Here is a 22,741-nt window from a genome sequence, read left to right on the forward strand (position 1 = left end):
ATCGAAGCGAGGCGAAGTGACGTGACCGTGGCACCCAGCGCCAAGGGAACCCTGCCGTTCGGCGAGCACGAGACGTGGTACCGGGTGACGGGCGACCTTCGCTCGGACCGGCCCACGCTCGTCGTCGTGCACGGAGGGCCGGGATCCACCCACGACTATCTGCAGAACCTTTCCGACCTGGCCGACGACGGCTGGTCCGTCGTGCACTACGACCAGATCGGGAACGGCGGCTCGACCCATCTGCCGGACCGGGGACCGGACTTCTGGACGGTGGACCTGTTCGCCGCCGAGCTCGACAACCTCCTGACGGGCCTCGGGATCGCCGACAACTACGTACTGTTCGGCCAGTCCTGGGGCGGCATGCTCATCACGCACCATGCCGCGGCGCGTCCGGCCGGTCTGCGCGGACTGGTCATCGCCAACTCGCCGGCCTCCTATCCGCTCTGGCTCCAGGAGGCCAAGGTCCTCCGGGACCAGCTGCCACCCGGTGTCAACGACACGTTGCTCAGGCACGAGGCTGCCGGAACCACCGAGTCGGACGAGTACCACGCGGCCATGCGCACGTTCTACGAGCGCCACGTCTGCCGTCTCAAGCCCTGGCCCCGTGACTACCTGGCCTCGTTCTACGAGGTGTACAACGACCCGACCGTCTACTACGCGATGAACGGCCCCAGCGAGTTCCATGTGAACGGCACGCTGCGCGACTGGTCGGTCATCGACGTCTGTCCCGACGTCGAGGTGCCCACCCTGCTGATCTCCGGCCGTCACGACGAAGCCACCCCCGCGACGGTCCAGCCGTTCCAGGACCTCATTCCGGGAGCGCGCTGGGAGGTGTTCGAGGAGTCCAGCCACCTGCCGCATCTCGAGGAACCGGAGCACTTCCGTCAGGTCATGCGGACCTTCCTCGACGAGGTGGACCCGCCGACGGGACAGCAGGGGCCCTCAGCCCTGTCCGACCGGCCGTAGGCCGCATAGAGTAAGGACCGGCAGTGGTGCCGCTGCGGCGAACACCCCGGATGCCGCCTGAAGGGCGACAACATCCGGGACGCCGGCGGTCAGGTAGTCGCAAGGTGTGTCCGGAGTGGGTGTACGAGGTCCGGGCGGCCTGCTGCGACAGGGGTGTCCCGGACAGGGGTCCGGGACTCGTTGAGAGGGTGTTTCCCATGGTCATTGGTCGCGTGGTGCGTTTCGACAGCGCGAAGGGTTACGGGTTCATCGCTCCCGACCATGGGGGCGAGGACGTCTTCCTGCACGTGAACGACCTTCGCATGGCCGAGGAGGTGCTCCGGCCCGGCCTCATGGTCGAGTTCGAGATCGAGCAGGGCGACCGGGGCCTGAAGGCGTCCTCGGTGCGTCCGGCCGCGGGCGGCGGCATCGCGGCCGCGCCGGTTCCGGCTTCGGTCTTCACGCAGCGCTCCGAGCCTCTGAGCAGGCAGGCCGCGGACGGTGACGACGTGTTGTGCGATGTGCTCAACGCGGAGGAGTACGTACGGGACGTCACGGAAGTACTGCTGGAATCGGCCCCCGGGCTCACCGCGGCGCACATCCTCCAGGTACGCCAGGGGATGCTTCAGTTCGCCAAGAACCACGGCTGGATCGAGGGCTGAACGGGTAGTCGCACGCCATGGCCCGGGACGACGGTCCCGGGCCTTCGCGCTGCTGCACGGCTGTGACTAACCGCACCGGCCCCGGGCCGTCCGGGCCGGTGTTAGCGCCGGTTAACCTGCCTTGCATGACCGTAACCCTCGAAGTAAGCGGCGGCGTCGGCACGATCCGGCTGGACCGTCCTCCGATGAACGCCCTGGATGTCGCCACCCAGGACCGGCTGCGCGAGCTCGCCGAAGAGGCGTCCCGGCGCGACGACGTGCGTGCCGTGGTGCTCTACGGCGGCGAGAAGGTGTTCGCGGCCGGCGCGGACATCAAGGAGATGCAGGCGATGGACCACGCGGCGATGGTCGTACGGTCCAAGGCGCTGCAGGACTCCTTCACCGCGGTGGCGCGGATCCCCAAGCCCGTCGTCGCCGCCGTCACCGGCTACGCACTGGGCGGCGGCTGCGAACTGGCCCTCTGCGCGGACTTCCGGATCGCCGGCGACAACGCCAAGCTGGGGCAGCCGGAGATCATGCTCGGGCTCATCCCGGGCGCGGGCGGCACCCAGCGCCTGGCCCGGTTGGTGGGTCCCGCCAAGGCCAAGGACCTGATCTTCACCGGCCGCCACGTGAAGGCGGAGGAGGCCCTGACCATGGGGCTGGTGGACCGTGTGGTCCCGGCAGCCGAGGTGTACGAGCAGGCGCACGCCTGGGCCGCCAAGCTGGCGAAGGGCCCGGCGCTCGCGCTGCGCGCCGCCAAGGAGGCCGTCGACGCGGGACTGGAGACGGACATCGATACCGGCCTCACGATCGAGCGGACCTGGTTCGCCGGCCTCTTCGCCACCGAGGACCGGGAGCGCGGAATGCGCAGCTTTGTGGAAGAGGGACCGGGCAAGGCCAAATTCCTCTGACCGAACGCCAGTTGGGAACGCGAGAGCAGGCGTTCATCCGTGTGGGCGGATTAGCTGAGCCTTAAGGCAACCTTAAGGCTCAGCCTCCCATCGCTCCTGGCAAACCCGTTCGGACGGGGTGTTCGTGCAGGTCAGGATGGGCGTCCGACCGTGCATTCTGCCACTGGCATATGCCTGGAGCCCTCTGCGGAATGTCTGATTCCGGGTCAGGGATTCCCGGGGAACGGCCACGGAACGCCCGCTGTGCAGCCATGATGGTGTCCATGGCGGGCCTGGAGGGTGTGGAGCAGCCGCGACAGCGCAGCAGCGCGACAGCGGCACGGAGGATGCCGGCCGTCGAGGACGAACAGGCGTTCAAAGCGCTGGAGTTGTTCGGAAATCCGACGGAGGACGAAGTCCGGCTGCCCTCCCGCCCGGAGTCCGCGGCCACGGCCCGCAGGCTCACCTCCTGTGTGGTGCTGCGTCAGTGGTCGCTTTCCCCGCAGACCGCGGAGCATGCCGTTCTGCTGGTGTCCGAACTTGTCGGGAACGCCGTGCGGCACACCGGCGCCAGGGTCTTCGGGTTACGGATGATGCGCCGGCGCGGCTGGATCAGGATCGAGGTGCGTGACCCCTCGCGCGGACTGCCGTGTCTGATGCCCGTGCAGGAGATGGACATCAGTGGGCGCGGGCTCTTCCTGGTCGACAAGCTCTCCGACCGGTGGGGCGTCGACCTGCTGCCGCGGGGCAAGACCACCTGGTTCGAGATGCGCATCTCCGACCGCTGACGCACAGAAGCCCCCGGTCGGCCGGGGTGCGGCGCTGCGGGGGCTTCTGTGTGGGGACCGTGAAATGGGGGGTGTGTTCACGGCCGCTGATGACGACCTGGCCCGGGTCAATGGAGGGTCGTGTTCCCGACTATGGCAGACGGATGACACCATCGCCAAAGTCGTAATTATGGATGTAATGGACAAAGTAGGGTATTGCGTCGCTGAATCGCAGGTGTTCTGGGTCACTCACCTGGCAATCAGTGCGTGCATATGGGATCTCGCGAGTGATTCATCGATCGGTCGGGCGTGGTCGTGCGCATCCGTGTGACCTTCGGCGGCCTTGGTGGGTCATTTGTTATTTTCCTGACACAGCACACTTAATGTTCTGCGCATGAATGCCCCCGACCGACCGGTGCACCGCCGCAGCGCCCTGCGCGCCGGAGCCGGCGCCGCCCTCGCGGCCGCCCTCGCCACCGGCTGTGCGGACCCGGACTCCGCCGGTCCACCGGCGACAGCGCCCACCCGCCCGGAACCGCAGAGGCGGGCCGCCACCACCGGCGCACACGCCCCCGCGCCCACCCCGCACCGCATCCCGGGGCAGCCCGTACAGATCGACCACGGTCCCCGCGACCGGGCCCGCGTCGCCCTCACCTTCCACGGCCAGGGCGATCCCGCCGTCGCCCGCACCGTCCTCGGCGAGGCCGAACGCGCCGGGGCGAGGGTCACCGTCCTCGCCGTGGGCAGCTGGCTGGACGAGCACCCCGAGATGGCCCGCCGGATCCTCGACGGCGGCCACGACCTCGGCAACCACACCCAGCGCCACCTCGACATCTCCTCGATGGACGAGACGCAGGCGTACGCGGAGATCAGCGACTGCGCCCAGCGGCTGCGCCGGCTCACCGGCTCCATCGGCACCTGGTTCCGTCCCTCGCGCACCCAGTACGCCACCCCGCTCGTCCAGCGGCTCGCCGTCCGGGCCGGATACCCGCACGTCCTCTCGTACGACGTGGACTCCCTCGACTTCACCTCGCCCGGCGCCGCGGCCGTCACCCGCAAGGTGGCCGGGGAGATCCGCAACGGATCGGTGGTGAGCATGCACTTCGGCTATGCGGACACGGTCGCCGCCCTGCCCCTCCTCCTCACCGAACTCGACCGCCGCCGACTGCGTGCGGTGACGACCACGGAGCTGCTGACCTGATGTCCCTCTCCATCTCACGCACCGCGGCGCTGTGCGGCGGTCTCCTGCTCGCCGTCCTCACCGGCTGCGGCACCGCCCCCGCCGACAAGGGGGCGTCCGACGCCCCCACCGAGGCCGCCGCCCCGCCCGCCCGGCCGAAGCGCGTCACCCCGCCCGCCCCGCCGGGACTGCCCGGCATGCCTCCGGTGCTCGACGCCAGGAACGTGTACGCGGCCGACGCCCCGGGAAAGCTGTCGCCGGTCGTCAAGGACTTCCCGTCCCGGGTGTACGTGCCCAACACCAACTCCGACACCGTGTCCGTCATCGACCCCGCCACGTACAAGGTCATCGAGACGATCCCGGTCGGCCGCCAGCCTCAGCACGTCGTCCCGTCCTGGGACCTCAAGACCCTCTGGGTCAACAACGACGTCGGGGACAGCCTCACCGCCATCGACCCGGCGACCGGGAAGGCGGGGAAGACGGTCGACGTCTCCGACCCGTACAACCTCTACTTCACGCCGAACGGCAAGTACTCCATCGTGATGGCCTCGATGGACCGCGAACTGGTCTTCCGCGACGCGCACACCATGAAGACGGCCAAGACCGTCCCGGTGAGCTGCGCGGGCGTCAACCACGCCGACTTCTCCGCCGACGGCCGGTACTTCATCGTCTCCTGCGAGTTCTCCGGCGAACTCCTCAAGGTCGACACGGCGAAGATGGAGATCGTGGGCCAGCAGAAACTGCCGTTCAAGGGCGCGATGCCGCAGGACGTCAAACTGTCCCCCGACGGCAGCACCTTCTACATCGCGGACATGATGGCCAACGGCATGTGGGTGCTGGACGGGAAGAAGTTCACCACGCCCGAGCTGCTGCCCACCGGCAAGGGCTGCCACGGGCTCTACGTCAGCCGCGACGCGAAGGAGATGTACATCTCCAACCGCGGCGAAGGCTCGGTCTCCGTGTTCGACTTCGCACAGAAGAAGCTGGCCAAGAAGTGGCACCTGCCGAACGGCGGCAGCCCGGACATGGGCGGGGTCTCGGCGGACGGCAAGGTCCTGTGGCTGTCCGGGCGTTACGACGCCGAGGTGTACGCGATCGACACCACCACCGGCAAGCAGCTGGCCCGGATTCCGGTGGGCAGCGGACCGCACGGCCTCGCCGTCTACCCACAGCCGGGGCGCTACTCGCTCGGCCACACCGGCGTCTTCCGCTGAGGGCGTCCGGCCGTCTCCCCGCGGCCGGTGACCGAGGGCCCTTCGTTCGGATCGGGCCGGACCCTGCGAGCCCGGCCTGATCCGGGCGAAAGACCCTGGCCCGCGACCAGCAGGGCCTCCGACCCCACCGGCCGGTAGCCCGCCGCCTGGAACGTCCGCACACTGCGGGCGTTCCCCGGCGACTGCTGCGCCCACACCACCGTGTCCGGCACCAGCTGCCGGGCCGCGCGTGCCAGCCGCTCGCCGAGCCGCCGCCCACGTGCTTCCTCGGCCACCTCGATGGCGGTCTCCCACCGCCCGGCGACCCCTCGGCCGAGGATCAGTACGCCGCCCTCGGTCCCCCAGACCCGCACCTCGTCGCGGAACTTCATCGCCCGTGCGACCCGGGGGTGTTCCGGGTCGCGGATCTCCCGCAGCTCCAGGTCCGGGGTGCCCGGCAGCGCGGGTGCGACCGTGAGGAGGTCGATCGTGTTCATGTGCCGGCCGGTCCGGGCCATCAGGGCACCCAGGAAACCCGGATTCATCGTCGCGGCGAGTGCGTCGCCCGCGGTGGCGGCGAGCGTCTCGCGCACCCACGCCGGGTCCTCGTCGGTGAAGACCACCGAGTGCGCCGTGAAGGCCAGCACCCCGGCATCCCGGGCGTTCGGCTGCCGCACCACGGTCGTGGACCCGTCCGGCGGCGGGAACCGCCCGTGCGCCGCGGCGTCCAGGATCCGTGCCAGTGCCTCACTCATCGCGCCGTGTACTCCCCGCTGGGCCACCGCCCACCGGGCGGTGGGCGGCCCCTCCATGATCGACGACCGGCCGCCGCCGGGGCCATCCGTCGCGCCCGTTAATCTGGCCTCCGTCAGACAGTCATACGAAGGGGCGGAAAAGTGGCGGACATCGAGTCGGCGCGCAAGGCGTTCGAGCGGTACGACCTGAACGGGGACGGGCTGATCTCGGCGGTCGAGTACAAGAGCGTCATGGCTCAGCTGGGTGACCCCTACGTCACCGAGACGGTCGCCCAGGCCGTGATCAACTCGCACGACGCGAACGGGGACGGGCTCCTCACGTTCGACGAGTTCTGGGCCGCGCAGAACTGACGCCCGGAGGACCCCCGGCCGACAGGCCGGGGGCCGCGGAACGGCACTCCGGGCGCGCTCGGGAAACGGCCGGTGCCACGGTTTCCGCCGTACGGAAGACCTCGTCCGGGGTCGCCACCGGGCCGAACACGTCGTGCAGCCGGCCGGCCCGCAGCAGGCGCAGGATCCGCGGGCAGGCGCAGACGAGCCAGAACCGCCCCTCGCGGTCCAGCGCACGCCGACGGGCCCGGCACAGCAGCGACAGCCCCGAGCAGTCGAGGAAGCTCACCTCCGACAGGTCGACCACCAGCCGGGGCGAGCCGTCCGCCGTCGCGTCGTCCAGGGCCGGTGCGATGAGTGCGGCGGTCGCGATGTCGATCTCGTCGCGCAGCGCCACCACCGTGCATCCGTCCCGGCGGTACACCCGGCCGCACGGCTCGGGCAGCAGGGCCGGCACGGGGGTTGCCGTGGGGGCCGGCGTCTCGGTCATCTGATGCCTCTCCTCGCAGCGCCGGGCCCCGAGGACGTACCCGGGCCCGCGTGACAGTCGGTGGGGGACGGTCGGTGAGGTGACAGTCGGTGAACCTAACCCGAGGGTCCGCCACGTGGCGACGCAGAAACGTTCGCGCATTCCCCAATACCTCCTTCCGGGTGAACGGCCGCCGTTCACATGGACAGCGGTAGGCGATTTGTGTGGTTGTCAGTCAGGGGGGTGATGATCCCGTCCCGTGTGCCCGCGGCCGTCCGCCGTGCTCGCGGTGACGCTGACCGGCCTCCTGGCCGTGGCCGCTGCGGCGGCCGCGCTGCTGGGCGCCACCGCCATGGGGCACGGCACCGGCGAGCTGGGCATGCCCGGCGCGTGCAGCGCCACTGCGCCGGCTTCCGGCGGACGCCGTTCTCACCTCGGCATACGGGCGCGCACCCTGCCGGCCGAGCTGGTGCCGGTGGCCGTGGTGAGCGCCCTGGCGCCGCCGGCGTGACGGCGACTGGCCGGGGACGCGGATCCGGCGGGCGCCCACCGTTCCGCCCGGGGTGAAGCGGCCGCGCTGGGGGCGGTCGTGCCGGTGTCGGCGATGCTGATCGTCGTACCGGACCCCCACTGGATCGGCACTCGGTGACCGTGTCCCCGGCGGCCGGTTCCGGAGGTTGCGCCGGCGCACGGTGGCCGGTTCGGGCCGCGCGGCTTTCCGGCCGCTGGGAAGCGGCCGGAAAGCCGCGCGCCGCATCGGCGACAATTGGCCGGAACTCGCTGTGGTGAACGGGTGGGTCCGTGGTGTGCGTCCCGTCAGGCGGCGAAGTTCCGGGATATGGAGGCCTGTTCGTCGATCTCCATGAGGTCGGGGCGGGTGTAGCGCTCCGCCCGTGCGTGGTAGTCGAAGTCGCCCCGGACGAGCCCCCGGTAGTCCCGGACGCAGCGCTCCAGGGCGACGCGCGGCAGACCCTCGATTCCCGCCGCCTCCATCTCCTCGACCAGTTCCTTCTCCGCCCGCTGGACCCGGTCGGCAATGCGGGACAGTAGAATCCCGGCTTCGTCGACGGCCTCCTGGAGCGTGCCGCCGCGGTCCCGTTGAATCAGCCGGACCGTGTTGTGCTCGTATCCGAGCAGGGCCTCCTTCTCGAAGGAGCAGATGTCGTTGCAGAGCCCCGAATGGTCGGCCACCGCATTGCGCAGCGCGATATAGGCGGGGAGGCTCCGGGCGGATTCCGGCAGGTCGATTCCCGCCGTGATCTCGTGCAGATCGAGAAAGGGCTGCATGGCCACCGAATCGCGACGGTGCTTGACGAAGTCGGCCGTGCTCGGGACGTGCCCGGCGGCCCGGTCGACCGCCTCCGCGTAGTACGTCCACAGCCAGGCGGCCGTGTCGCGGCGGAACTGCCGGACCCAGTGCACCGGCCGGTCCGTGCAGGTGCGGACCAGCAGTTCGTCCAGGGCGTGTTCCATGGCGCCGACCGGTGCCCGTGCGCCGTCGAGCACGTCCACGAGGCGGGCGATCGCGCGCGCACACACCCGCGGGTCGCGGCCGGCCGGGCCGTCGTCGAACTCGTCGTCGACGAGGAAGGCCCAGAACAGCCACTGACAGAAGAGGTCGAGGTGCTTCTGTGACGCCTCGGGAAATATCAGGGATATCCAGAGTTCGGGGCGGGTCCGGATCATCTTCTTACGGGCGACCGGCGACAGGACGAGATCGCTGGCCTCCGCCCATTCCCAGGCGGCTTTTCGGGTCTGCTCGACTCCCGGATGACATCCCGCGCTCTCGAACGGCATGTGGAATTCTGGAAGCGCCAATTTTCTCATGGTGCACCTCGTCTGAAAGGTACGAACAGGGAAGGGGGATGCGCGAGAGGTCCGCGCACGCACAGGCCGGAGCGGCAGACGGTGAACGCGAGGTTGTCGATCGGCGCTTCGACAAAGCCGTGTCATCGGGGGACAGCTGTCCGCACCGGCGTCGGAAACGAGCGCTACGCCGGGATCCGCATGCTGCGGCGGTCGCCGCAGGAGCGATCAGGTCCGGCGGGGCGGACGGTCGCGACGGTCGACCCGTGGCGCTCTTCGTGCGCCATGGCCGGGCCGGACGGCCGGATCCCGCCGGGGAGGCGTCACGGGAGGGGCGGCTGTCATCGCTGTCCTCTTTCCTCCGCAGGGCCGGGCCGCAGCAGTGGGCCCCGCGGGCCCGGGGCAGCGCGCACCGTCTGACGTGCACGGCGATCGCGTCACCACTCGTCACGACCAGTGAACTCCCAGTATGCGGAGGAGGGAAGCCGCTGGTGACCGAAAATGTGCGTTCTTCCTGAACACCTGGTCACTTATGGGAAGTTGGCGCACTTCTGGGGTTTCGTTCGGCGTCACCGGGTGGTGCTCGGCTTCGGCTGATCACTCGGCCGGAAGCATGCCGCCCGGTTTCCGGAAACGGACGGCCCGCGCACCCTTCACGGGTGCGCGGGCCGCCTTTGTGTGCCGGTCAGTTGTAGCCGAAGCCCGCCGGGAGCGGAGAGGGGCGGAACAGACGGGCGGGGACGGCGCCTGCCAGGGCCCGGTAGCCCGCGGGGTTCAGATGGAGATGGTCGCCGACGTCCAACGAGGGGTGCAGCGCACGGGGGTTGTGCGGATCGCGCGCGGCACGGTCGAAGTCGATGACCGCGTCGAAGCGGCCGCCGGTACGGATCCAGGCGTTGACCGCCTGGCGGGCGCCCTCGCGGTAGCCCTCCGCGTCGTCGTAGCCGGTGTTGCCGCCGAAGGGCGTCAGCGTCGCCCCGTACACCCGGATCCCCAGGGCGTGGGCCCGGGTGATGATCTGGTCGTACGCCGCGATGACGTCGTCCGCCGCCTGCTTCTGGGCGGCGGGGGTGGCGGGCGCCGTCCCGAGGTCGTTGACGCCCTCGAAGACGATCAGTCGGTCGACGCCGCTCTGGGACAGTACGTCGCGGTCCAGCCGGGCCAGTCCGTTCGGGCCCAGGCCGTCGTTGAGCAGGCGGTTCCCGCCGGCCGCCTGATTGACGACCGAGGTCCGCACCGGGCCCGCACCGGCTGCCAGCCGCTCCTGGAGCACGTCGGGCCAGCGGTCGTTCCCGTTGGTGGTGGAACCCCGGCCGTCGGTCAGCGAGTCGCCGAGCACGGCCGTCGCCGACGTGTCGCTCCTGGACCAGACCTCGACGCCGCTGAGGAGGTACCAGTGGTCCGTGGTGGTGGCCCCGGGCAGATCCGGATCCTGGACGTGGTCCCCGGACCGGAGGTAGGAGGTCGTACGGGAACCGGGGTGCGAGGTGAGGGCGGTGGACGCCTGACCGGTGGCCAGGTAGACCGTGGCCGTCAGGTTGGAACCGGGTGCCAGCCGGAAGTCCAGCGGATCGGAGACGGCCTGCGCGCCGGCCGGGACGGCCACCGAGGAGCCGCCCCCGAAGGTCACCCTGCGCGTGGTTCCCTCCCGGATGGCGCCGGTGCCCGCCCGGCCGTCCAGCGGCAGCGCCACGGACACCTTGGTGATCGGCAGCACCGCGCCGCCGAACGCGTTGGAGAACCGCAGCCGGATGTGGTCGCCGCCCGCCGAGACGTGGACGGTCTGTCGCAACGTCGTGTCCGTCAGGACGGCGTCGTCCTGGGTGAACGGCGCCGGCGGCATGTTGGACGGCTCCGTCAGTTGCGGCATCGACGTCCACGCGGCCACCCAGTGCGCGTTCCGCTCCCGGGGCCCGGGAGCGTGGTCCGCCCCTGCGCCCTCGCCGGCCCCGAGCGCCGGCGAGGTGGCGGTCAGGGAGGCGAAGAGCGCTCCCGCGGTGAGCAGGCTGATCAGTGACGATCTTCGGTTCATGGATGTGTTCCCTCTGTGCGGTGGGGAAACGGGATTGCGCCGGGGAAGCGCGATCAAGCGCAAAGCGTCCATGTACGCGGACGGCATCCCCATCCATGCGCCCGCCGGACCACGCGGCAGGCTAGTCCCTCCGATAGTTGCGGTCAATCATTCGAAATGTTTCGACACATCGGGGGTCGGGCCCTCCTCGGCCGGTCGCGCACATCGGATCCGCCCCGTCCTCCTCCGCCCCCTACCGCGGTAGCACCCACACATTGGCTCCCGGGTATGACGCCCGCCGCCCGTCCGTTCCCGCACGCTCCATCCCGTCAGCACGAGCATCGCGAAGGGCAGAGCATGAGGCTACGCAGCGGCAAGCAGCAGCAGACGGACGAACGCCCGGACGCCCCGGGCACTCCAGGTCTCGCCGTCGAACTGCGCGATGTCCGGCGGCAGTACGGCCGCGGCGCGGGCACCGTGCACGCACTGGCGGGCGTCGACCTCGCCCTCCCGCGCGGCACCTTCACCGCGGTCATGGGCCCGTCCGGGTCCGGCAAGTCCACGTTCCTGCAGTGCGCCGCGGGCCTGGACCGGCCGTCGGCGGGCTCCGTGCGCCTGGGCGGTACGGAGATCACGGGCATGGGCGAGAACGAGCTCACCGAACTGCGCCGCAGCCGCCTGGGCTTCGTCTTCCAGGCATTCAACCTGCTGCCCTCCCTCACCGTGGAGCAGAACGTGCTGCTGCCCATGCGTCTGGCCGGTCGGCGCCAGGACCGCGGCAGAGCGGCCGCGATGCTCACCCAGGTCGGGCTCGCCGACAAGGCGAAGCGCCGCCCCGGCGAGCTCTCCGGCGGCCAGCAACAGCGCGTGGCCATCGCCCGCGCCCTGATCACCGGCCCCGACGTGGTCTTCGCCGACGAGCCCACCGGAGCCCTCGACACCGGCACGGCCACCGAGGTCCTCGGCCTGCTCCGGCACGCCGTGGACACCCTCGGTGCCACCGTCGTCATGGTCACCCACGACCCGGCCGCGGCCGCCTGGGCCGACCGCGTACTGTTCCTCGCCGACGGCTCCTTCGCCGACCGCCTCGACCGGGGTACGCCGGAGCGGATCGCGGCCCGGATGACGGCGCTCACCGCCCGTACCTCCCGCCCGGACACGACGGTGGGGGCATGGGCATGAGGATCGTCCCCAACGGGCTCGCCCGGGCAGCCGTCCGCTTCAAGCCCGCGTCGTTCGCCGGGACCTTCGTCGCGCTGATGATGTCCGCGCTGATCGTCACGGCCTGCGGCATCCTCCTCGAGACCGGCCTGCGCGCGTCGGTGCCCGCGGAACGGTACGCGCAGGCGCCGGTCGTCGCGGCGGCCGACCAGTACGAGTACGTCGTGACGGGCAGCGGCGAGGACCGCGAGGAAGAAGCGGTCCCGCTGCCGGACACCGCACGGGTCGACGCCGCGCTGGCCGACAGGGCCGCCGCCGCGCCGGGCGTGGCCACGGCCGTCGCGGACCACACCTTCCCGGTGCGGGCCGGGGGCGGCGCGCTCACCGCGCACGGCTGGGGCGCGCACGCCTTCACCGGCACCGCGCTCACCTCCGGGACCGCGCCCCGGACCGGCGAGGTCGTCCTCGACACCGCCGCCGCCCGCGCCGCGAAGGCAGCCGTCGGCGACACCGTCGCCCTGCGGACCGCCGCCGGGCAGCAGGACTTCCGCGTCGCCGGCCTCGCCGAGGCCGGGCCAGGGGACACCGCCCGGAACACCGGCACAGCGGGCGCCCTCGCCTGGTTCGCCGACGCGCAGGCACCCACGCTCGCCGGCCACCCCGGCAAGGCGGACGCCATCGCCGTCCTGGCGCAGCAGGGCACCGATGCCGACACGCTCGCGGGCTCCGTGAGCAAGGCCCTGGCCGGATCCGGCGCCCAGGTGCACGTCGGCGACGACCGCGGCGCCATCGAGGACCCGGGCCTCGGCTACGCCAAGGACACGCTCGTCGGGATCGGCGCCTCCTTCGGCGGCATCGCCACCATCGTCGCCGTCTTCACCGCCGCGGGAACCGTGACCCTGTCCGTGTCCCAGCGCGCCCGTGAGTTCGCGCTGCTGCGCGCCATCGGCGCCACCCCGCGCCAGATCCGCCGCGCGGTCGCGGCCGAGGCGCTGCTCGTCGCGCCGCTCGCCGGGATCATCGGCTGCCTGCCCGGCATCGGGCTCGCCCACTGGTGGTTCGGGCAGTTGCAGGACCGCGGTGCGATCCCGCAGGCCGTGCAGGTGCACGTGTCCGGGCTCCCGATCCTCGCCGCCGTCGGCACCGGTCTGCTCACCGCGCTCGGCGCGGGCTGGGCGGCCGGCCGCAGGCCCGCGAAGATCAAGCCGGGACAGGCGTTGTCCGAAGCGTCCGTGGAACGGCTGCGGCCCGGTGTGGTCCGGACCGTACTGGGTCTCGGCGCCCTCGTCGGAGGCGCGATTCTCACCGGCGTCTCCGCCAACTCCACGGGGGACGACGCGGCCGGCGCCGCGCTCGGCGTCGTCATGCTCTTCATGCTCTCCGTCGGGCTGCTCGGCCCTCTCGTGGCGCGTGTGTGCGCGGGCCTCTTCGGCCTCCCGCTGCGCGGCGCCGGCCCGGCCGCCGGACTCGCGGCCGCCAACTCCCGTACCAACGCCCGCCGGCTCGCCTCCGCGATCACTCCGATCGTGCTGGCCACGGCCTTCTCCTCGACCCTCGTCTTCATGCACACGAGCGAGAACCACGCCGCCGACAAGCAGTTGCGGGCGGGCATCACCGCGGACCACGTGGTCACGGACCCCGCCGGGCTCCCGGTCGACGCGGCGGCCCTGGCCGCCCGCGCGCCGGGTGTGGAGACGGCCGTCGGACTGCTGAACACCCAGGTGCTGGTGCCGGTCGGCTCCGGGGAGTTCAAGGCGCTGCAGGGCGCGGCGGTCCAGGGCGTCACCGGTTCCGGCGCCGAGCTCGCGAAGGTGCAGGACCTGGACGTACGAGAAGGCAGCCTCGACCGGCTCGGCAAGGGCCGCATCGCCATCGACAGGACCCTGGCGGACTCGGCGGACGCCGGTGTCGGCGACCGGCTCCCGCTCTACCTCCCGGACGGCACGAAGACCGCCCCCGAGATCGTCGCGGTCTACGGCCGCGGTCTCGGCCTGGCCACGGTGACCATGGACCGGCCGTCCCTGGCCGGGCACGTCACCTCGGCCTTCGACAGCACGCTGCTGGTACGCGGCGGCTCGGCGAAGTCGCTCACCGCCCTGGGCGCGGTCACCGACGCCTCCGGCTACGCCACCGAGCAGGGTCTCGACGCGAAGCTGGGCGCCTGGTCCAACTACATGATGGCCGCGGTCCTCGGCGGCTTCGCCGCCGTCGCCGCCGTCAACACGCTCGTGATGACGGTCCTGGACCGCCGCCGCGAACTGGGCACCCTGCGCCTCATCGGCTCCACCCGGCGCCAGGTCCTGCAGATGCTCCGCTGGGAGAGCCTGCTGGTCTCCACGGTGGGCGTCGCCCTCGGCACGGCGATCGCCGCGGCCACACTGATCCCGATGATGCACGGCATGACCGGTGAGGCACCCTACGTACCACCGCTCCTGTACGGATCCTTTGCCGCAGCCGCCGGCGGCCTGACCCTGCTCGCGATGACGCTGCCCGCGCGGGCGGCACTCCGCCGCTGGTCGTAGTCCACACAGACGGGGCGGGAGCCGGGGCATCGTGCCGGCCCCCGCCCCGCCTGCCCCGTCAGACCTTGATGGCCACGATGGCGTCCGGGGCGTGCTTGTGGCCGTGCGGTCCGGCCGCGGCCGGGAGCCTGCTCGCGTGGCGGGCGACGGCTTCGCCGGGCGGGATGATGTTCACGCGGAGACGGCGTGGTCGAAGCGGGCCTGGCCGACCATGGACCTCCACCCCTGTCCCAGGGAGGTGCCAGGGGCCTTCCGCCGCGTAAACAGGGATGGCCCCGACCAGCGCTGAGATGGAAAAGCACTGGTCAGGGCCCATCCTCCTAGCACTCGATGATGTTCACCGCGAGGCCGCCACGGGCGGTCTCCTTGTACTTGACGCTCATGTCGGCACCCGTCTCCTTCATGGTCTTGATGACCTTGTCGAGGGAGACCTTGTGGCTGCCGTCGCCGCGCAGCGCCATCTTCGCCGCGGTGACGGCCTTCACCGCCGCCATGCCGTTGCGCTCGATGCACGGGATCTGGACGAGGCCGCCGACCGGGTCGCAGGTCAGGCCGAGGTTGTGCTCCATGCCGATCTCCGCGGCGTTCTCGACCTGTTCCGGAGTGCCGCCCAGGACCTCGGCGAGGGCGCCCGCGGCCATCGAGCAGGCGGAGCCGACCTCGCCCTGGCAGCCGACCTCGGCGCCGGAGATGGAGGCGTTCTCCTTGAACAGCATGCCGATGGCGCCGGCCGCCAGGAGGAAGCGGACGATGCTGTCGTCCTTCTCCGCCTCGGTGGCGCCGCCGGCCGCGAAGTTCATGTAGTAGTGCAGCACCGCCGGGATGATGCCGGCCGCGCCGTTCGTCGGGGCGGTGACCACCCGTCCGCCCGCGGCGTTCTCCTCGTTGACCGCCATCGCGTAGAGGGTGATCCACTCCATCGCGTGGGTCTGCGGGTCGCCCTCGGCGCGCAGCTGGCGGGCGGTGTTCGCGGCGCGGCGCCGGACCTTGAGGCCGCCCGGCAGGATGCCCTCGCGGGACATGCCGCGGGAGACGCACGCCTGCATGGCGCGCCAGATGTCGAGCAGCCCGGCGCGGATCTCGTCCTCGGTGCGCCAGGCGCGCTCGTTCTCCAGCATCAGGGAGGAGATCGACAGACCCGTGTCCCGGGCGAGGCGCAGCAGCTCGTCGCCGGTGCGGAAGGGGTGCCTGAGCGCCGTGTCGTCGGGGACGATCCGGTCCTCGCCCACCGCGTCCTCGTCCACGACGAAGCCGCCGCCGACCGAGTAGTACGTCTTCTCCAGGAGCGGGGCGCCCTCGTGGTCGTACGCGAAGACGGTCATGCCGTTGGCGTGGTACGGAAGCCTCTTGCGGCGGTGCAGGACCAGCTGCTTGTCGGCGTCGAAGGCGATCTCGTGCATGCCGAGGAGGTTGATCCGGCCGGTGGTGCGGATCGCCTCGACCCGGTCGTCGGCCGTCTCGACGTCGACGGTACGGGGGGACTCGCCCTCCAGGCCGAGCAGCACGGCCTTGGGGGTGCCGTGGCCGTGGCCGGTGGCGCCGAGCGAGCCGAAGAGTTCGGCGCGTATCGAGGCGGTGTGGGCCAGCAGGCCCTCGTTCTTCAGCCGGCGTGCGAACATACGGGCCGCGCGCATGGGGCCGACCGTATGGGAGCTGGACGGGCCGATGCCGATCGAGAACAGGTCGAAGACCGAGATGGCCACGGGGTGACTCCTAAGGGTTGGTAGACGCCGTTGTCTGCCGGGTGGTGCGGTACGGGCGGGGTGGGCCCGAAGAGCGAGGACAAGGGATGGGGCACCGCGCTCACTGTTCAGTGTGCGCGGTGCCCCGCCCCGAAGTGCAAATGTGCCGGTTCGGCTACTTCACACCGGGGTACAGCGGGAACTTCTCGGCGAGCGCGACGACGCGGGCCTTCAGGTCGTCCGCGTCGTAGGACGGCTTCAGCGCCGAGGCGATGATCTCGGCGACCTCGGTGAAGTCCTCCGTCCGGAAACCGCGGGTGGCGAGCGCCGGCGTGCCGATCCGCAGACCCGAGGTGACCATGGGCGGCCGCGGGTCGTTGGGGATGGCGTTGCGGTTGACCGTGATGCCCAGCTCGTGGAGCCGGTCCTCGGCCTGCTGGCCGTCCAGCTCGGAGTTGCGCAGGTCGACGAGGACCAGGTGCACGTCCGTACCGCCGGACAGGACGGAGACACCGACCTCGGTGACGTCCGGCTGCACCAGGCGCTCGGCCAGGATGCGGGCGCCGTCCAGGGTGCGCTGCTGGCGCTCCTTGAACTCCTCGGTCGCCGCCACCTTGAACGAGACGGCCTTGGCCGCGATCACGTGCTCCAGCGGACCGCCCTGCTGGCCCGGGAAGACCGCCGAGTTGATCTTCTTGGCGAGCTCCTGGGTGGAGAGGATCACACCACCGCGCGGACCGCCGAGGGTCTTGTGCGTGGTGGTGGTGACGACGTGGGCGTGCGGCACCGGGTTGGGGTGCAGGCCCGCGGCGACCAGACCGGCGAAGTGCGCCATGTCGACCATCAGGTACGCGCCGACCTCGTCCGCGATGCGGCGGAAGGCGGCGAAGTCGAGCTGGCGGGGGTAGGCGGACCAGCCGGCCACGATCAGCTTCGGCTTGGACTCCTTGGCGAGGCGCTCGACCTCGGCCATGTCCACGACGCCCGTGTCGTCGACGTGGTACGGGACCACGTTGTAGAGCTTGCCGGAGAAGTTGATCTTCATGCCGTGGGTCAGGTGACCGCCGTGGGCCAGGTTCAGGCCCATGATCGTGTCGCCCGGCTTCAGCAGCGCGAACATCGCGGCGGCGTTGGCCTGCGCACCGGAGTGCGGCTGCACGTTCGCGGCCTCGGCGCCGAAGAGCGCCTTGATGCGGTCGATCGCGATCTGCTCGACCACGTCGACGTGCTCACAGCCGCCGTAGTAGCGGCGGCCGGGGTAGCCCTCGGCGTACTTGTTGGTCAGGACGGAGCCCTGGGCCTCCATGACCGCGACCGGAGCGAAGTTCTCCGAGGCGATCATCTCGAGGGTGGACTGCTGACGGTGGAGCTCGGCGTCGACAGCGGCGGCGACGTCCGGGTCCAGCTCGTGGAGGGAGGAGTTCAGAAGCGACATCAGGTGGTCCCTTGGGGTCTCAGTTGCCGGAGAACGCGGTGTACTCGTCGGCGGAGAGCAGATCGGCGGGCTCATCCGTGACGCGTACCTTGAACAGCCAGCCGCCTTCGAACGGAGCGGAGTTCACCAGGGACGGGTCGTCCACGACGTCCTGGTTCGCGGCCGTGACCTCGCCGGTCACCGGCGAGTACAGGTCGCTGACCGACTTGGTCGACTCCAGCTCGCCGCAGGTCTCGCCCGCGGTCACCGTGTCACCGACCTCGGGAAGCTGGGCGTAGACGACGTCACCGAGCGCGTTGGCCGCGTACTCCGTGATGCCGATCGTGGCCACACCGTCCTCGACGGCCGACAGCCACTCGTGCTCCTTGCTGTACCGCAGCTGCTGGGGGTTGCTCATGACCTGAATTCTCCTGTACGCGGGGGAGTGCTGATGAACGATGGTCTTACGGTGTGAGACAGGACTGCGTCACGTACGCAGCGCCCGTCGCGCCCTGTGGTTCTACTTCTGGCGCTTGTAGAACGGCAGCGCCACGACCTCGTACGGCTCGTGGCTGCCCCGGATGTCCACGCCGACGCCCTCGGTGCCGGGCGTGGCGTGCGCGGCGTCGACGTACGCCATGGCGATCGGCTTGCCGAGCGTGGGCGAGGGCGCACCCGAGGTGACCTCGCCGATGACCTGGCCGTCCGCAACGACCGAGAAACCGGCCCGCGGCACCCGGCGGCCCTCGGCGACCAGGCCGACGAGCTTGCGGGGCGGGGCGGTCTCGGCGCGCTGGGCGGCGGCCTCCAGGGCCTTGCGCCCGACGAAGTCGCCCTCCTTCTCGAACTTCACGACCCGGCCCAGACCGGCGTCGAACGGCGTCAGCGCCGTGGTCAGCTCGTGTCCGTAGAGCGGCATGCCGGCCTCCAGGCGCAGCGTGTCGCGGCAGGAGAGCCCGCACGGGATCAGGCCACGCGAGGCGCCGGCCTCGGTGAGCGCCTTCCACAGCTGCTCGGCGTGCCCGGGCGCGACGAACAGCTCGAAGCCGTCCTCGCCGGTGTAGCCGGTACGGGCGATGAGCGCGGGAACCCCGGCGACCGTGCCCGGCAGCCCGGCGTAGTACTTCAGACCGTCCAGATCGGCGTCGGTGACGGCGGCCAGGATGGCGGGGGACTCGGGGCCCTGGACGGCGAGCAGCGCGTACGCGTCGCGGTCGTCGCGGACCTCGGCGTCGAAGCCCTCGGCGCGCGCGGTCAGCGCGTCCAGCACGATCTGGGCGTTGCCGGCGTTGGCGACGACCATGTACTCCGTCTCACCGAGCCGGTAGACGATCAGGTCGTCCAGGATGCCGCCGTCCTCGGCGCAGATCATCGTGTAGCGGGCGCGGCCCACGGAGACGGTGCCGATGTTGCCGACGAGCGCGAAGTTCAGCAGCGCCACGGCCTCGGGACCGGTGACGGTGATCTCGCCCATGTGGGAGAGGTCGAAGAGCCCGGCCTTCGTGCGGACGGCGTTGTGCTCGTCGCGCTCACTGGCGTACCGCAGCGGCATGTCCCAGCCCGCGAAGTCGGTCATGGTCGCGCCCAGCGAACGGTGCAGGGCATCGAGGGCGGTGAGACGGGGGGCGGTGCTCATGGATAAAGGCTCCCAGGGCATGACGACGAGGACGATCCCTCCCCATCTGTCATCGGAACCTGAGAGGTTCGCCGAGAGACCCCACAGGGGTTCGGCTTGCACCTTGGGTGGAGCCGCTGGGCGACTCGCTTTTCAGATCTGCCTCATCCACGCGGTACGGGGCCTGAGAGATTCAAGGGAGGATCTTGCTCCTTCGGCGCCCGGCACGGGGGCCGGGACTCTCCCGCGCGGATTCGAGCGGCCTTTATGCAGTTGACGGGGTCATCATCGCACGCATTGCGGGAGAGTGGGGGGCCGGTACCGATGCCGGTCTCCTGCGGGATCCGGCGGGTCGGACGGTTGTGCCGCATTACCTTTTCTTTACACTTCTTGGGCAGGTGTGGGTCAGCCGACAGGGGGAGGGCGATGACGTTGCAGCGGTACGCGACGACCGCGGGGGTCGCGCACGGCGCACTGCCCGCGCAGCCGGGGGCGCCGGCCAGGGAGATCGTGGGCCCGCACGCGCCCGTCGTACGGGATCTGCGGCAGCGGGACGGGCGCAGCCCGCGCGGCCTGCACTTCGCGGCCGGAGATGTGGTGGTGGTCTCCGGGCTGCCGGGCAGCGGCAAGTCGACGCTCATCGCCCGGGCCGTCTCGGCGCACGCCATCGACTCCCAGAACACCAGGGACCGCTGGGCGGCCCGGCTGCCCCGCTTACTCCCGTACGCCCTCTACCGCCCGCTCGTACGTGTCGCCCACTACTGGGGGCTGTGGCGGGTGCTGCGGTCCGGCGCCTCCGTCGTCGTCCACGACTGCGGCACCCAGGCCTGGGTGCGCGGCTGGCTGGCCCGCGACGCCCGGCGCCGCGGCCGCACCCTGCACCTCGTCCTCCTCGACGTCACCCCGCGGACGGCGAGGCAGGGGCAGCGCGAGCGCGGACGCGGAGTCTCCGGGTACGCGTTCGCCCGGCACCGCAAGGCCGTGGGGCGGCTGCTGCGGGACACCGAGTCGGGCCTGCTGCCGCTCGGCTGCGCCTCGGCGGTGCTGCTGGACCGGGAAGCGGCGGGCCTGCTGGCGCGGATCACATTCGCAGACGCACAGGGTGAGGCCTGAAAACGACCTGTCCGATGGCTGGACAGCCCGTGTGCGACTGGCGGGTATCCGGGGCTGCGGCGTTAACCTCTTGCTGCACGACATGGGGTGAGAGAGGGAAGCAGTGGACATTCCGGCACCGGCCGGGCCCCATCCGCAGGGCGGATGGCCGGCCAACGAGCTCGAAGAAGTACTGAGCGCCTCGCTCGGCAGCCCGGATGCGGGCGGCCGGCTGGTGGAGGTGCTCGGCCGCAGCCACCTCTGGGTGCCCCTGCCCAACGGCGGCTCGCCGGAGGCCACCGATCTGGATCTGCCGACGCTGGACGTCGAGGGCGCCCCGTACGTCCCCGTGTTCAGCTCCGAACACCAGTTCCTCACCTGTGTCGGCGCGCACATGTCGTTCGCCGTGGCCCCCGCACGCGAGTTCGCCCGGGGCCTGCCCCCGCAGCTCGGCATCGCGGTGAACCCGGGCGGCGCGGTCGGCATGCCACTGCCGCCACCCGCCGTCGCCGAGCTCTGCCGGGCCGGGCGCACCGTACTGGACGGGCCGGCCAGCGGCGGCCGGGTCCGGCTGTACGAGCCGGACTGGCAGGAGGAGCCCGTCGACTTCCTCTCCGCCGCGGCCGGCGAGTTCGAGGAGAGCGGCGTCGTGCTCAGCGCCCGCCGGGCCCTCGCCAGCATCGAGGGCGGTGACCCCGTCCTCTTCGTCGGCGTCGAGTTCTCCACCTGGGACGGTGCCGGACGCAACGCCCCGATGGACGCCCTGGGACGGGCCCTGGGGCGCGTCGAGGTGCCGTGGCCGGTCAACCTCGTGCTGCTCGACGTCGCTCAGGACCCGGTGGCCGACTGGATGCGGGCACGGGTGCGGCCCTTCTATCAGCGCGCCGCCGAGTAGCGGTACGGCACGGGCCACGGCGCCGCGGGACGAGCGCCCGGTCCCGCGGAGTCAAGTCGGTGTCAGGGCCGCCGCATAAGCTGGTTTGATGGCTGGTGCCTCGGCACCGAGCCGTCCCCGAGAGCCCGGGAGCGGCAGCCGAGACGTTGGATCGAAGAGGGGCGGGACCCAGGGTGAGTGCGGCAGGCAGCGCGGCGGCCGGGCAGGTCGAGCACATGCTGCGCCAAGTGACGCCCGGGCGCTACGACGCTTACGAGGCACTCCTCCAGGCACTGGCGGCCGACCGGATCTGGATGCTGCTCTGGCACGGCCGGGCCGGCTCGCCCGACGCCCAGTACGGCAACATGGAGATCGAGGGCCTCGGCTACGCCCCCTGCGTCACTTCGGCCCAGGAGCTCTCCGCCAGCGGCTGGAACCGCGACCACGAGGTCGTCAGCGGCCGCGACATCGCCCGCGCCCTGTTCCCCGACCGCTGGGGCATCTGGCTGAATCCGCACGCTCCGGGCGGCGGAGTCGGCATTCCCTGGCTGGACCTGCGCAGGATCGCCACCGGCCTGGACCGGATGCCCGCCGGTCCGCTGCGGATCAGCGAGCCCGCCATCGAGATCCCGCAGTTCTACGCGCAGCTCACGCAGCACGCCCACCACACCCCCGCGATCCGCTCGCTGCGCCGTGCCTGGGTGCAGCCCGCACTCGGCGTCGCGTACCTCGCCATCGGTCTCGATCTGTACGACACGAGCGGCCCGTCCGTCGACGCCGTGCGGGCGATGATGCAGCAGTCCATCGGCACGGTCCCGGAGGGACTTCCGGTGTCCACCGTCGCGATGGCCGACGAGTACGACCCGGTCGCGATGTGGCTGCGCGTCAACTCCCGTCCGTTCTACGACCGCGAGCCGCACGCCCCGGCCGGCCGGGGCGCGGCCGTCGCTCCCGGTTACGGCTACCCGCAGGCGCCCGGCCCCGCCCCGCGCGCCTACTAGGCCCGCCCGGGCCCGGCCCCAGGGGCGGACAAACGGCCCTCCGCCGGACAAGGTGCCCGCCGCGGTAACCCCAATCGCCACTCAATGGCGGCTGTTGGGCGTCATGTCCGTTCTGGTGGATTAGCGGCCGAGTGGTCCGCTCACTCGATCAAGCTGTCCGGATAACGGAAGCTCACTGACCGCATCACGGTTGAGCAAACATTCCCCGTCAGGTCTGGCGGGTGATCGCGAAGTGGCTGAAGACTCCACACAGCAGGTGCTCCATGCCCTTCGCGCCCCACTCACGAGCAGGGTCCGTACGGCCGCGCACCGTCGCACGATTCAGGTTATGAAGAAGCCGCTACAGCGGCGGTCATGGGCCGGCCACCGCCGGCCGAGAGGGGTCTCCAG

At 71.2% G+C, this 22,741-nt stretch carries 20 protein-coding genes, 1 pseudogene and 1 riboswitch; of the genes and pseudogenes, 13 read left to right on the forward strand and 8 right to left on the reverse strand.

What is annotated here, in order from left to right:
• Positions 1-21 precede the first annotated feature (21 nt).
• The 6 genes from OG446_RS27085 to OG446_RS27110 all read left to right on the forward strand — a co-directional run bounded on the left by OG446_RS27085 (position 22) and on the right by OG446_RS27110 (position 5,640).
• On the forward strand, positions 22-966 hold the full coding sequence (locus OG446_RS27085) for a proline iminopeptidase-family hydrolase (RefSeq protein WP_328896470.1): 945 nt from the start codon (positions 22-24) through the stop codon (positions 964-966).
• A 197-nt stretch (positions 967-1,163) separates the two neighbouring features.
• Positions 1,164-1,607 carry a cold-shock protein gene (locus tag OG446_RS27090; protein WP_328896471.1) on the forward strand — a complete coding sequence of 148 codons (444 nt, stop codon included), beginning with the start codon at positions 1,164-1,166 and terminating at the stop codon, positions 1,605-1,607.
• Positions 1,608-1,732: 125 nt separating this feature from the next.
• Positions 1,733-2,500, forward strand: coding sequence for an enoyl-CoA hydratase/isomerase family protein (locus tag OG446_RS27095; RefSeq protein ID WP_328896472.1), 768 nt, complete (start codon positions 1,733-1,735; stop codon positions 2,498-2,500).
• Between the two features lie 251 nt (positions 2,501-2,751).
• Complete coding sequence (locus tag OG446_RS27100) at positions 2,752-3,267, forward strand: ATP-binding protein (RefSeq protein ID WP_328896473.1); 516 nt, start codon at positions 2,752-2,754, stop codon at positions 3,265-3,267.
• Between the two features lie 373 nt (positions 3,268-3,640).
• Positions 3,641-4,447, forward strand: a complete 807-nt coding sequence (locus OG446_RS27105; protein WP_328896474.1) for a polysaccharide deacetylase family protein — start codon at positions 3,641-3,643, stop codon at positions 4,445-4,447.
• On the forward strand, positions 4,447-5,640 hold the full coding sequence (locus OG446_RS27110; RefSeq protein WP_328896475.1) for a YVTN family beta-propeller repeat protein: 1,194 nt from the start codon (positions 4,447-4,449) through the stop codon (positions 5,638-5,640). Before OG446_RS27105 ends, OG446_RS27110 begins: the two co-directional genes overlap by 1 nt.
• 101 nt (positions 5,641-5,741) lie before the next feature.
• Here OG446_RS27110 and OG446_RS27115 read toward each other — a convergent pair.
• Positions 5,742-6,374 (reverse strand): annotated as a pseudogene (locus tag OG446_RS27115) (GNAT family N-acetyltransferase); the annotation flags it as partial.
• 141 nt (positions 6,375-6,515) lie between these two features.
• Here OG446_RS27115 and OG446_RS27120 point away from each other — a divergent pair.
• Complete coding sequence (locus OG446_RS27120) at positions 6,516-6,725, forward strand: EF-hand domain-containing protein (RefSeq protein ID WP_219574369.1); 210 nt, start codon at positions 6,516-6,518, stop codon at positions 6,723-6,725.
• Here the strand turns inward: OG446_RS27120 and OG446_RS27125 are convergent.
• Positions 6,691-7,194: an STAS domain-containing protein gene (locus tag OG446_RS27125; protein WP_328896477.1), complete on the reverse strand. Its 504-nt coding sequence runs from the start codon at positions 7,192-7,194 to the stop codon at positions 6,691-6,693. The two genes, OG446_RS27120 and OG446_RS27125, sit on opposite strands and share 35 nt — an antisense overlap.
• A gap of 238 nt (positions 7,195-7,432) precedes the next feature.
• Between OG446_RS27125 and OG446_RS27130 the strand changes: the two genes are divergently transcribed.
• Positions 7,433-7,684, forward strand: a complete 252-nt coding sequence (locus OG446_RS27130; protein WP_328896478.1) for a hypothetical protein — start codon at positions 7,433-7,435, stop codon at positions 7,682-7,684.
• A gap of 305 nt (positions 7,685-7,989) precedes the next feature.
• Here OG446_RS27130 and OG446_RS27135 read toward each other — a convergent pair whose 3' ends face one another.
• On the reverse strand, positions 7,990-9,000 hold the full coding sequence (locus OG446_RS27135) for a terpene synthase family protein (RefSeq protein WP_443050236.1): 1,011 nt from the start codon (positions 8,998-9,000) through the stop codon (positions 7,990-7,992).
• Positions 9,001-9,664: 664 nt separating this feature from the next.
• Entirely contained in the window at positions 9,665-11,011 is a 1,347-nt protein-coding gene (locus OG446_RS27140) for an SGNH/GDSL hydrolase family protein (protein WP_328896479.1), read from the reverse strand.
• A 336-nt stretch (positions 11,012-11,347) separates the two neighbouring features.
• Between OG446_RS27140 and OG446_RS27145 the strand changes: the two genes are divergently transcribed.
• Together OG446_RS27145 and OG446_RS27150 are read left to right on the forward strand one after the other, a co-directional pair.
• The gene (locus OG446_RS27145) at positions 11,348-12,172 is read left to right on the forward strand and encodes an ABC transporter ATP-binding protein (protein ID WP_328896480.1); all 825 of its coding nucleotides are present in this window, start codon (positions 11,348-11,350) and stop codon (positions 12,170-12,172) included.
• The gene (locus tag OG446_RS27150; RefSeq protein ID WP_328898427.1) at positions 12,169-14,673 is read left to right on the forward strand and encodes an FtsX-like permease family protein; all 2,505 of its coding nucleotides are present in this window, start codon (positions 12,169-12,171) and stop codon (positions 14,671-14,673) included. The genes OG446_RS27145 and OG446_RS27150 overlap by 4 nt, the downstream gene beginning before the upstream one ends.
• A 320-nt stretch (positions 14,674-14,993) precedes the next feature.
• Here OG446_RS27150 and OG446_RS27160 read toward each other — a convergent pair whose 3' ends face one another.
• From OG446_RS27160 to gcvT, 4 genes are all read right to left on the reverse strand, one after another.
• Complete coding sequence (locus OG446_RS27160) at positions 14,994-16,376, reverse strand: L-serine ammonia-lyase (protein WP_328896481.1); 1,383 nt, start codon at positions 16,374-16,376, stop codon at positions 14,994-14,996.
• Between the two features lie 154 nt (positions 16,377-16,530).
• Positions 16,531-17,790 carry a serine hydroxymethyltransferase gene (gene glyA / locus OG446_RS27165; RefSeq protein WP_328896482.1) on the reverse strand — a complete coding sequence of 420 codons (1,260 nt, stop codon included), beginning with the start codon at positions 17,788-17,790 and terminating at the stop codon, positions 16,531-16,533.
• 19 nt (positions 17,791-17,809) lie between these two features.
• Positions 17,810-18,187, reverse strand: a complete 378-nt coding sequence (gene gcvH / locus OG446_RS27170) for a glycine cleavage system protein GcvH (RefSeq protein ID WP_148020931.1) — start codon at positions 18,185-18,187, stop codon at positions 17,810-17,812.
• 102 nt (positions 18,188-18,289) lie between these two features.
• Positions 18,290-19,405 carry a glycine cleavage system aminomethyltransferase GcvT gene (gcvT, locus tag OG446_RS27175; protein WP_328896483.1) on the reverse strand — a complete coding sequence of 372 codons (1,116 nt, stop codon included), beginning with the start codon at positions 19,403-19,405 and terminating at the stop codon, positions 18,290-18,292.
• A 142-nt stretch (positions 19,406-19,547) separates the two neighbouring features.
• A riboswitch (glycine riboswitch) is annotated at positions 19,548-19,641 on the reverse strand.
• Between the two features lie 169 nt (positions 19,642-19,810).
• Between gcvT and OG446_RS27180 the strand changes: the two genes are divergently transcribed.
• From OG446_RS27180 to OG446_RS27190, 3 genes are all read left to right on the forward strand, one after another.
• Positions 19,811-20,497 (forward strand): AAA family ATPase, encoded by a 687-nt coding sequence (locus tag OG446_RS27180; RefSeq protein ID WP_328896484.1) that lies wholly within the window; start codon positions 19,811-19,813, stop codon positions 20,495-20,497.
• A gap of 103 nt (positions 20,498-20,600) precedes the next feature.
• Positions 20,601-21,371, forward strand: a complete 771-nt coding sequence (locus OG446_RS27185; protein ID WP_328896485.1) for an enhanced serine sensitivity protein SseB — start codon at positions 20,601-20,603, stop codon at positions 21,369-21,371.
• A 173-nt stretch (positions 21,372-21,544) separates the two neighbouring features.
• A complete protein-coding gene (locus OG446_RS27190) occupies positions 21,545-22,351 on the forward strand; it encodes an enhanced serine sensitivity protein SseB C-terminal domain-containing protein (RefSeq protein ID WP_328896486.1) in 807 nt (268 codons plus the stop codon).
• Positions 22,352-22,741: the final 390 nt, after the last annotated feature.

Origin of the sequence: Streptomyces sp. NBC_00236, assembly GCF_036195045.1 — a bacterium.
Taxonomy (GTDB): Bacteria; Actinomycetota; Actinomycetes; order Streptomycetales; family Streptomycetaceae; genus Streptomyces.

Excerpts from the sequence above, each read along its gene's own strand:
- OG446_RS27090 (WP_328896471.1), top strand. The coding sequence starts at position 1,164 with ATGGTCATTGGTCGCGTGGTGCGTTTCGACAGCGCGAAGGGTTACGGG.
- OG446_RS27095 (WP_328896472.1), top strand. The coding sequence starts at position 1,733 with ATGACCGTAACCCTCGAAGTAAGCGGCGGCGTCGGCACGATCCGGCTG.
- OG446_RS27100 (WP_328896473.1), top strand. The coding sequence starts at position 2,752 with ATGATGGTGTCCATGGCGGGCCTGGAGGGTGTGGAGCAGCCGCGACAG.
- OG446_RS27105 (WP_328896474.1), top strand. The coding sequence starts at position 3,641 with ATGAATGCCCCCGACCGACCGGTGCACCGCCGCAGCGCCCTGCGCGCC.
- OG446_RS27110 (WP_328896475.1), top strand. The coding sequence starts at position 4,447 with ATGTCCCTCTCCATCTCACGCACCGCGGCGCTGTGCGGCGGTCTCCTG.
- OG446_RS27125 (WP_328896477.1), bottom strand. The coding sequence starts at position 7,194 with ATGACCGAGACGCCGGCCCCCACGGCAACCCCCGTGCCGGCCCTGCTG.
- OG446_RS27135 (WP_443050236.1), bottom strand. The coding sequence starts at position 9,000 with ATGAGAAAATTGGCGCTTCCAGAATTCCACATGCCGTTCGAGAGCGCG.
- OG446_RS27140 (WP_328896479.1), bottom strand. The coding sequence starts at position 11,011 with ATGAACCGAAGATCGTCACTGATCAGCCTGCTCACCGCGGGAGCGCTC.
- OG446_RS27145 (WP_328896480.1), top strand. The coding sequence starts at position 11,348 with ATGAGGCTACGCAGCGGCAAGCAGCAGCAGACGGACGAACGCCCGGAC.
- OG446_RS27150 (WP_328898427.1), top strand. The coding sequence starts at position 12,169 with ATGAGGATCGTCCCCAACGGGCTCGCCCGGGCAGCCGTCCGCTTCAAG.
- glyA (WP_328896482.1), bottom strand. The coding sequence starts at position 17,790 with ATGTCGCTTCTGAACTCCTCCCTCCACGAGCTGGACCCGGACGTCGCC.
- gcvH (WP_148020931.1), bottom strand. The coding sequence starts at position 18,187 with ATGAGCAACCCCCAGCAGCTGCGGTACAGCAAGGAGCACGAGTGGCTG.
- gcvT (WP_328896483.1), bottom strand. The coding sequence starts at position 19,405 with ATGAGCACCGCCCCCCGTCTCACCGCCCTCGATGCCCTGCACCGTTCG.
- OG446_RS27180 (WP_328896484.1), top strand. The coding sequence starts at position 19,811 with ATGACGTTGCAGCGGTACGCGACGACCGCGGGGGTCGCGCACGGCGCA.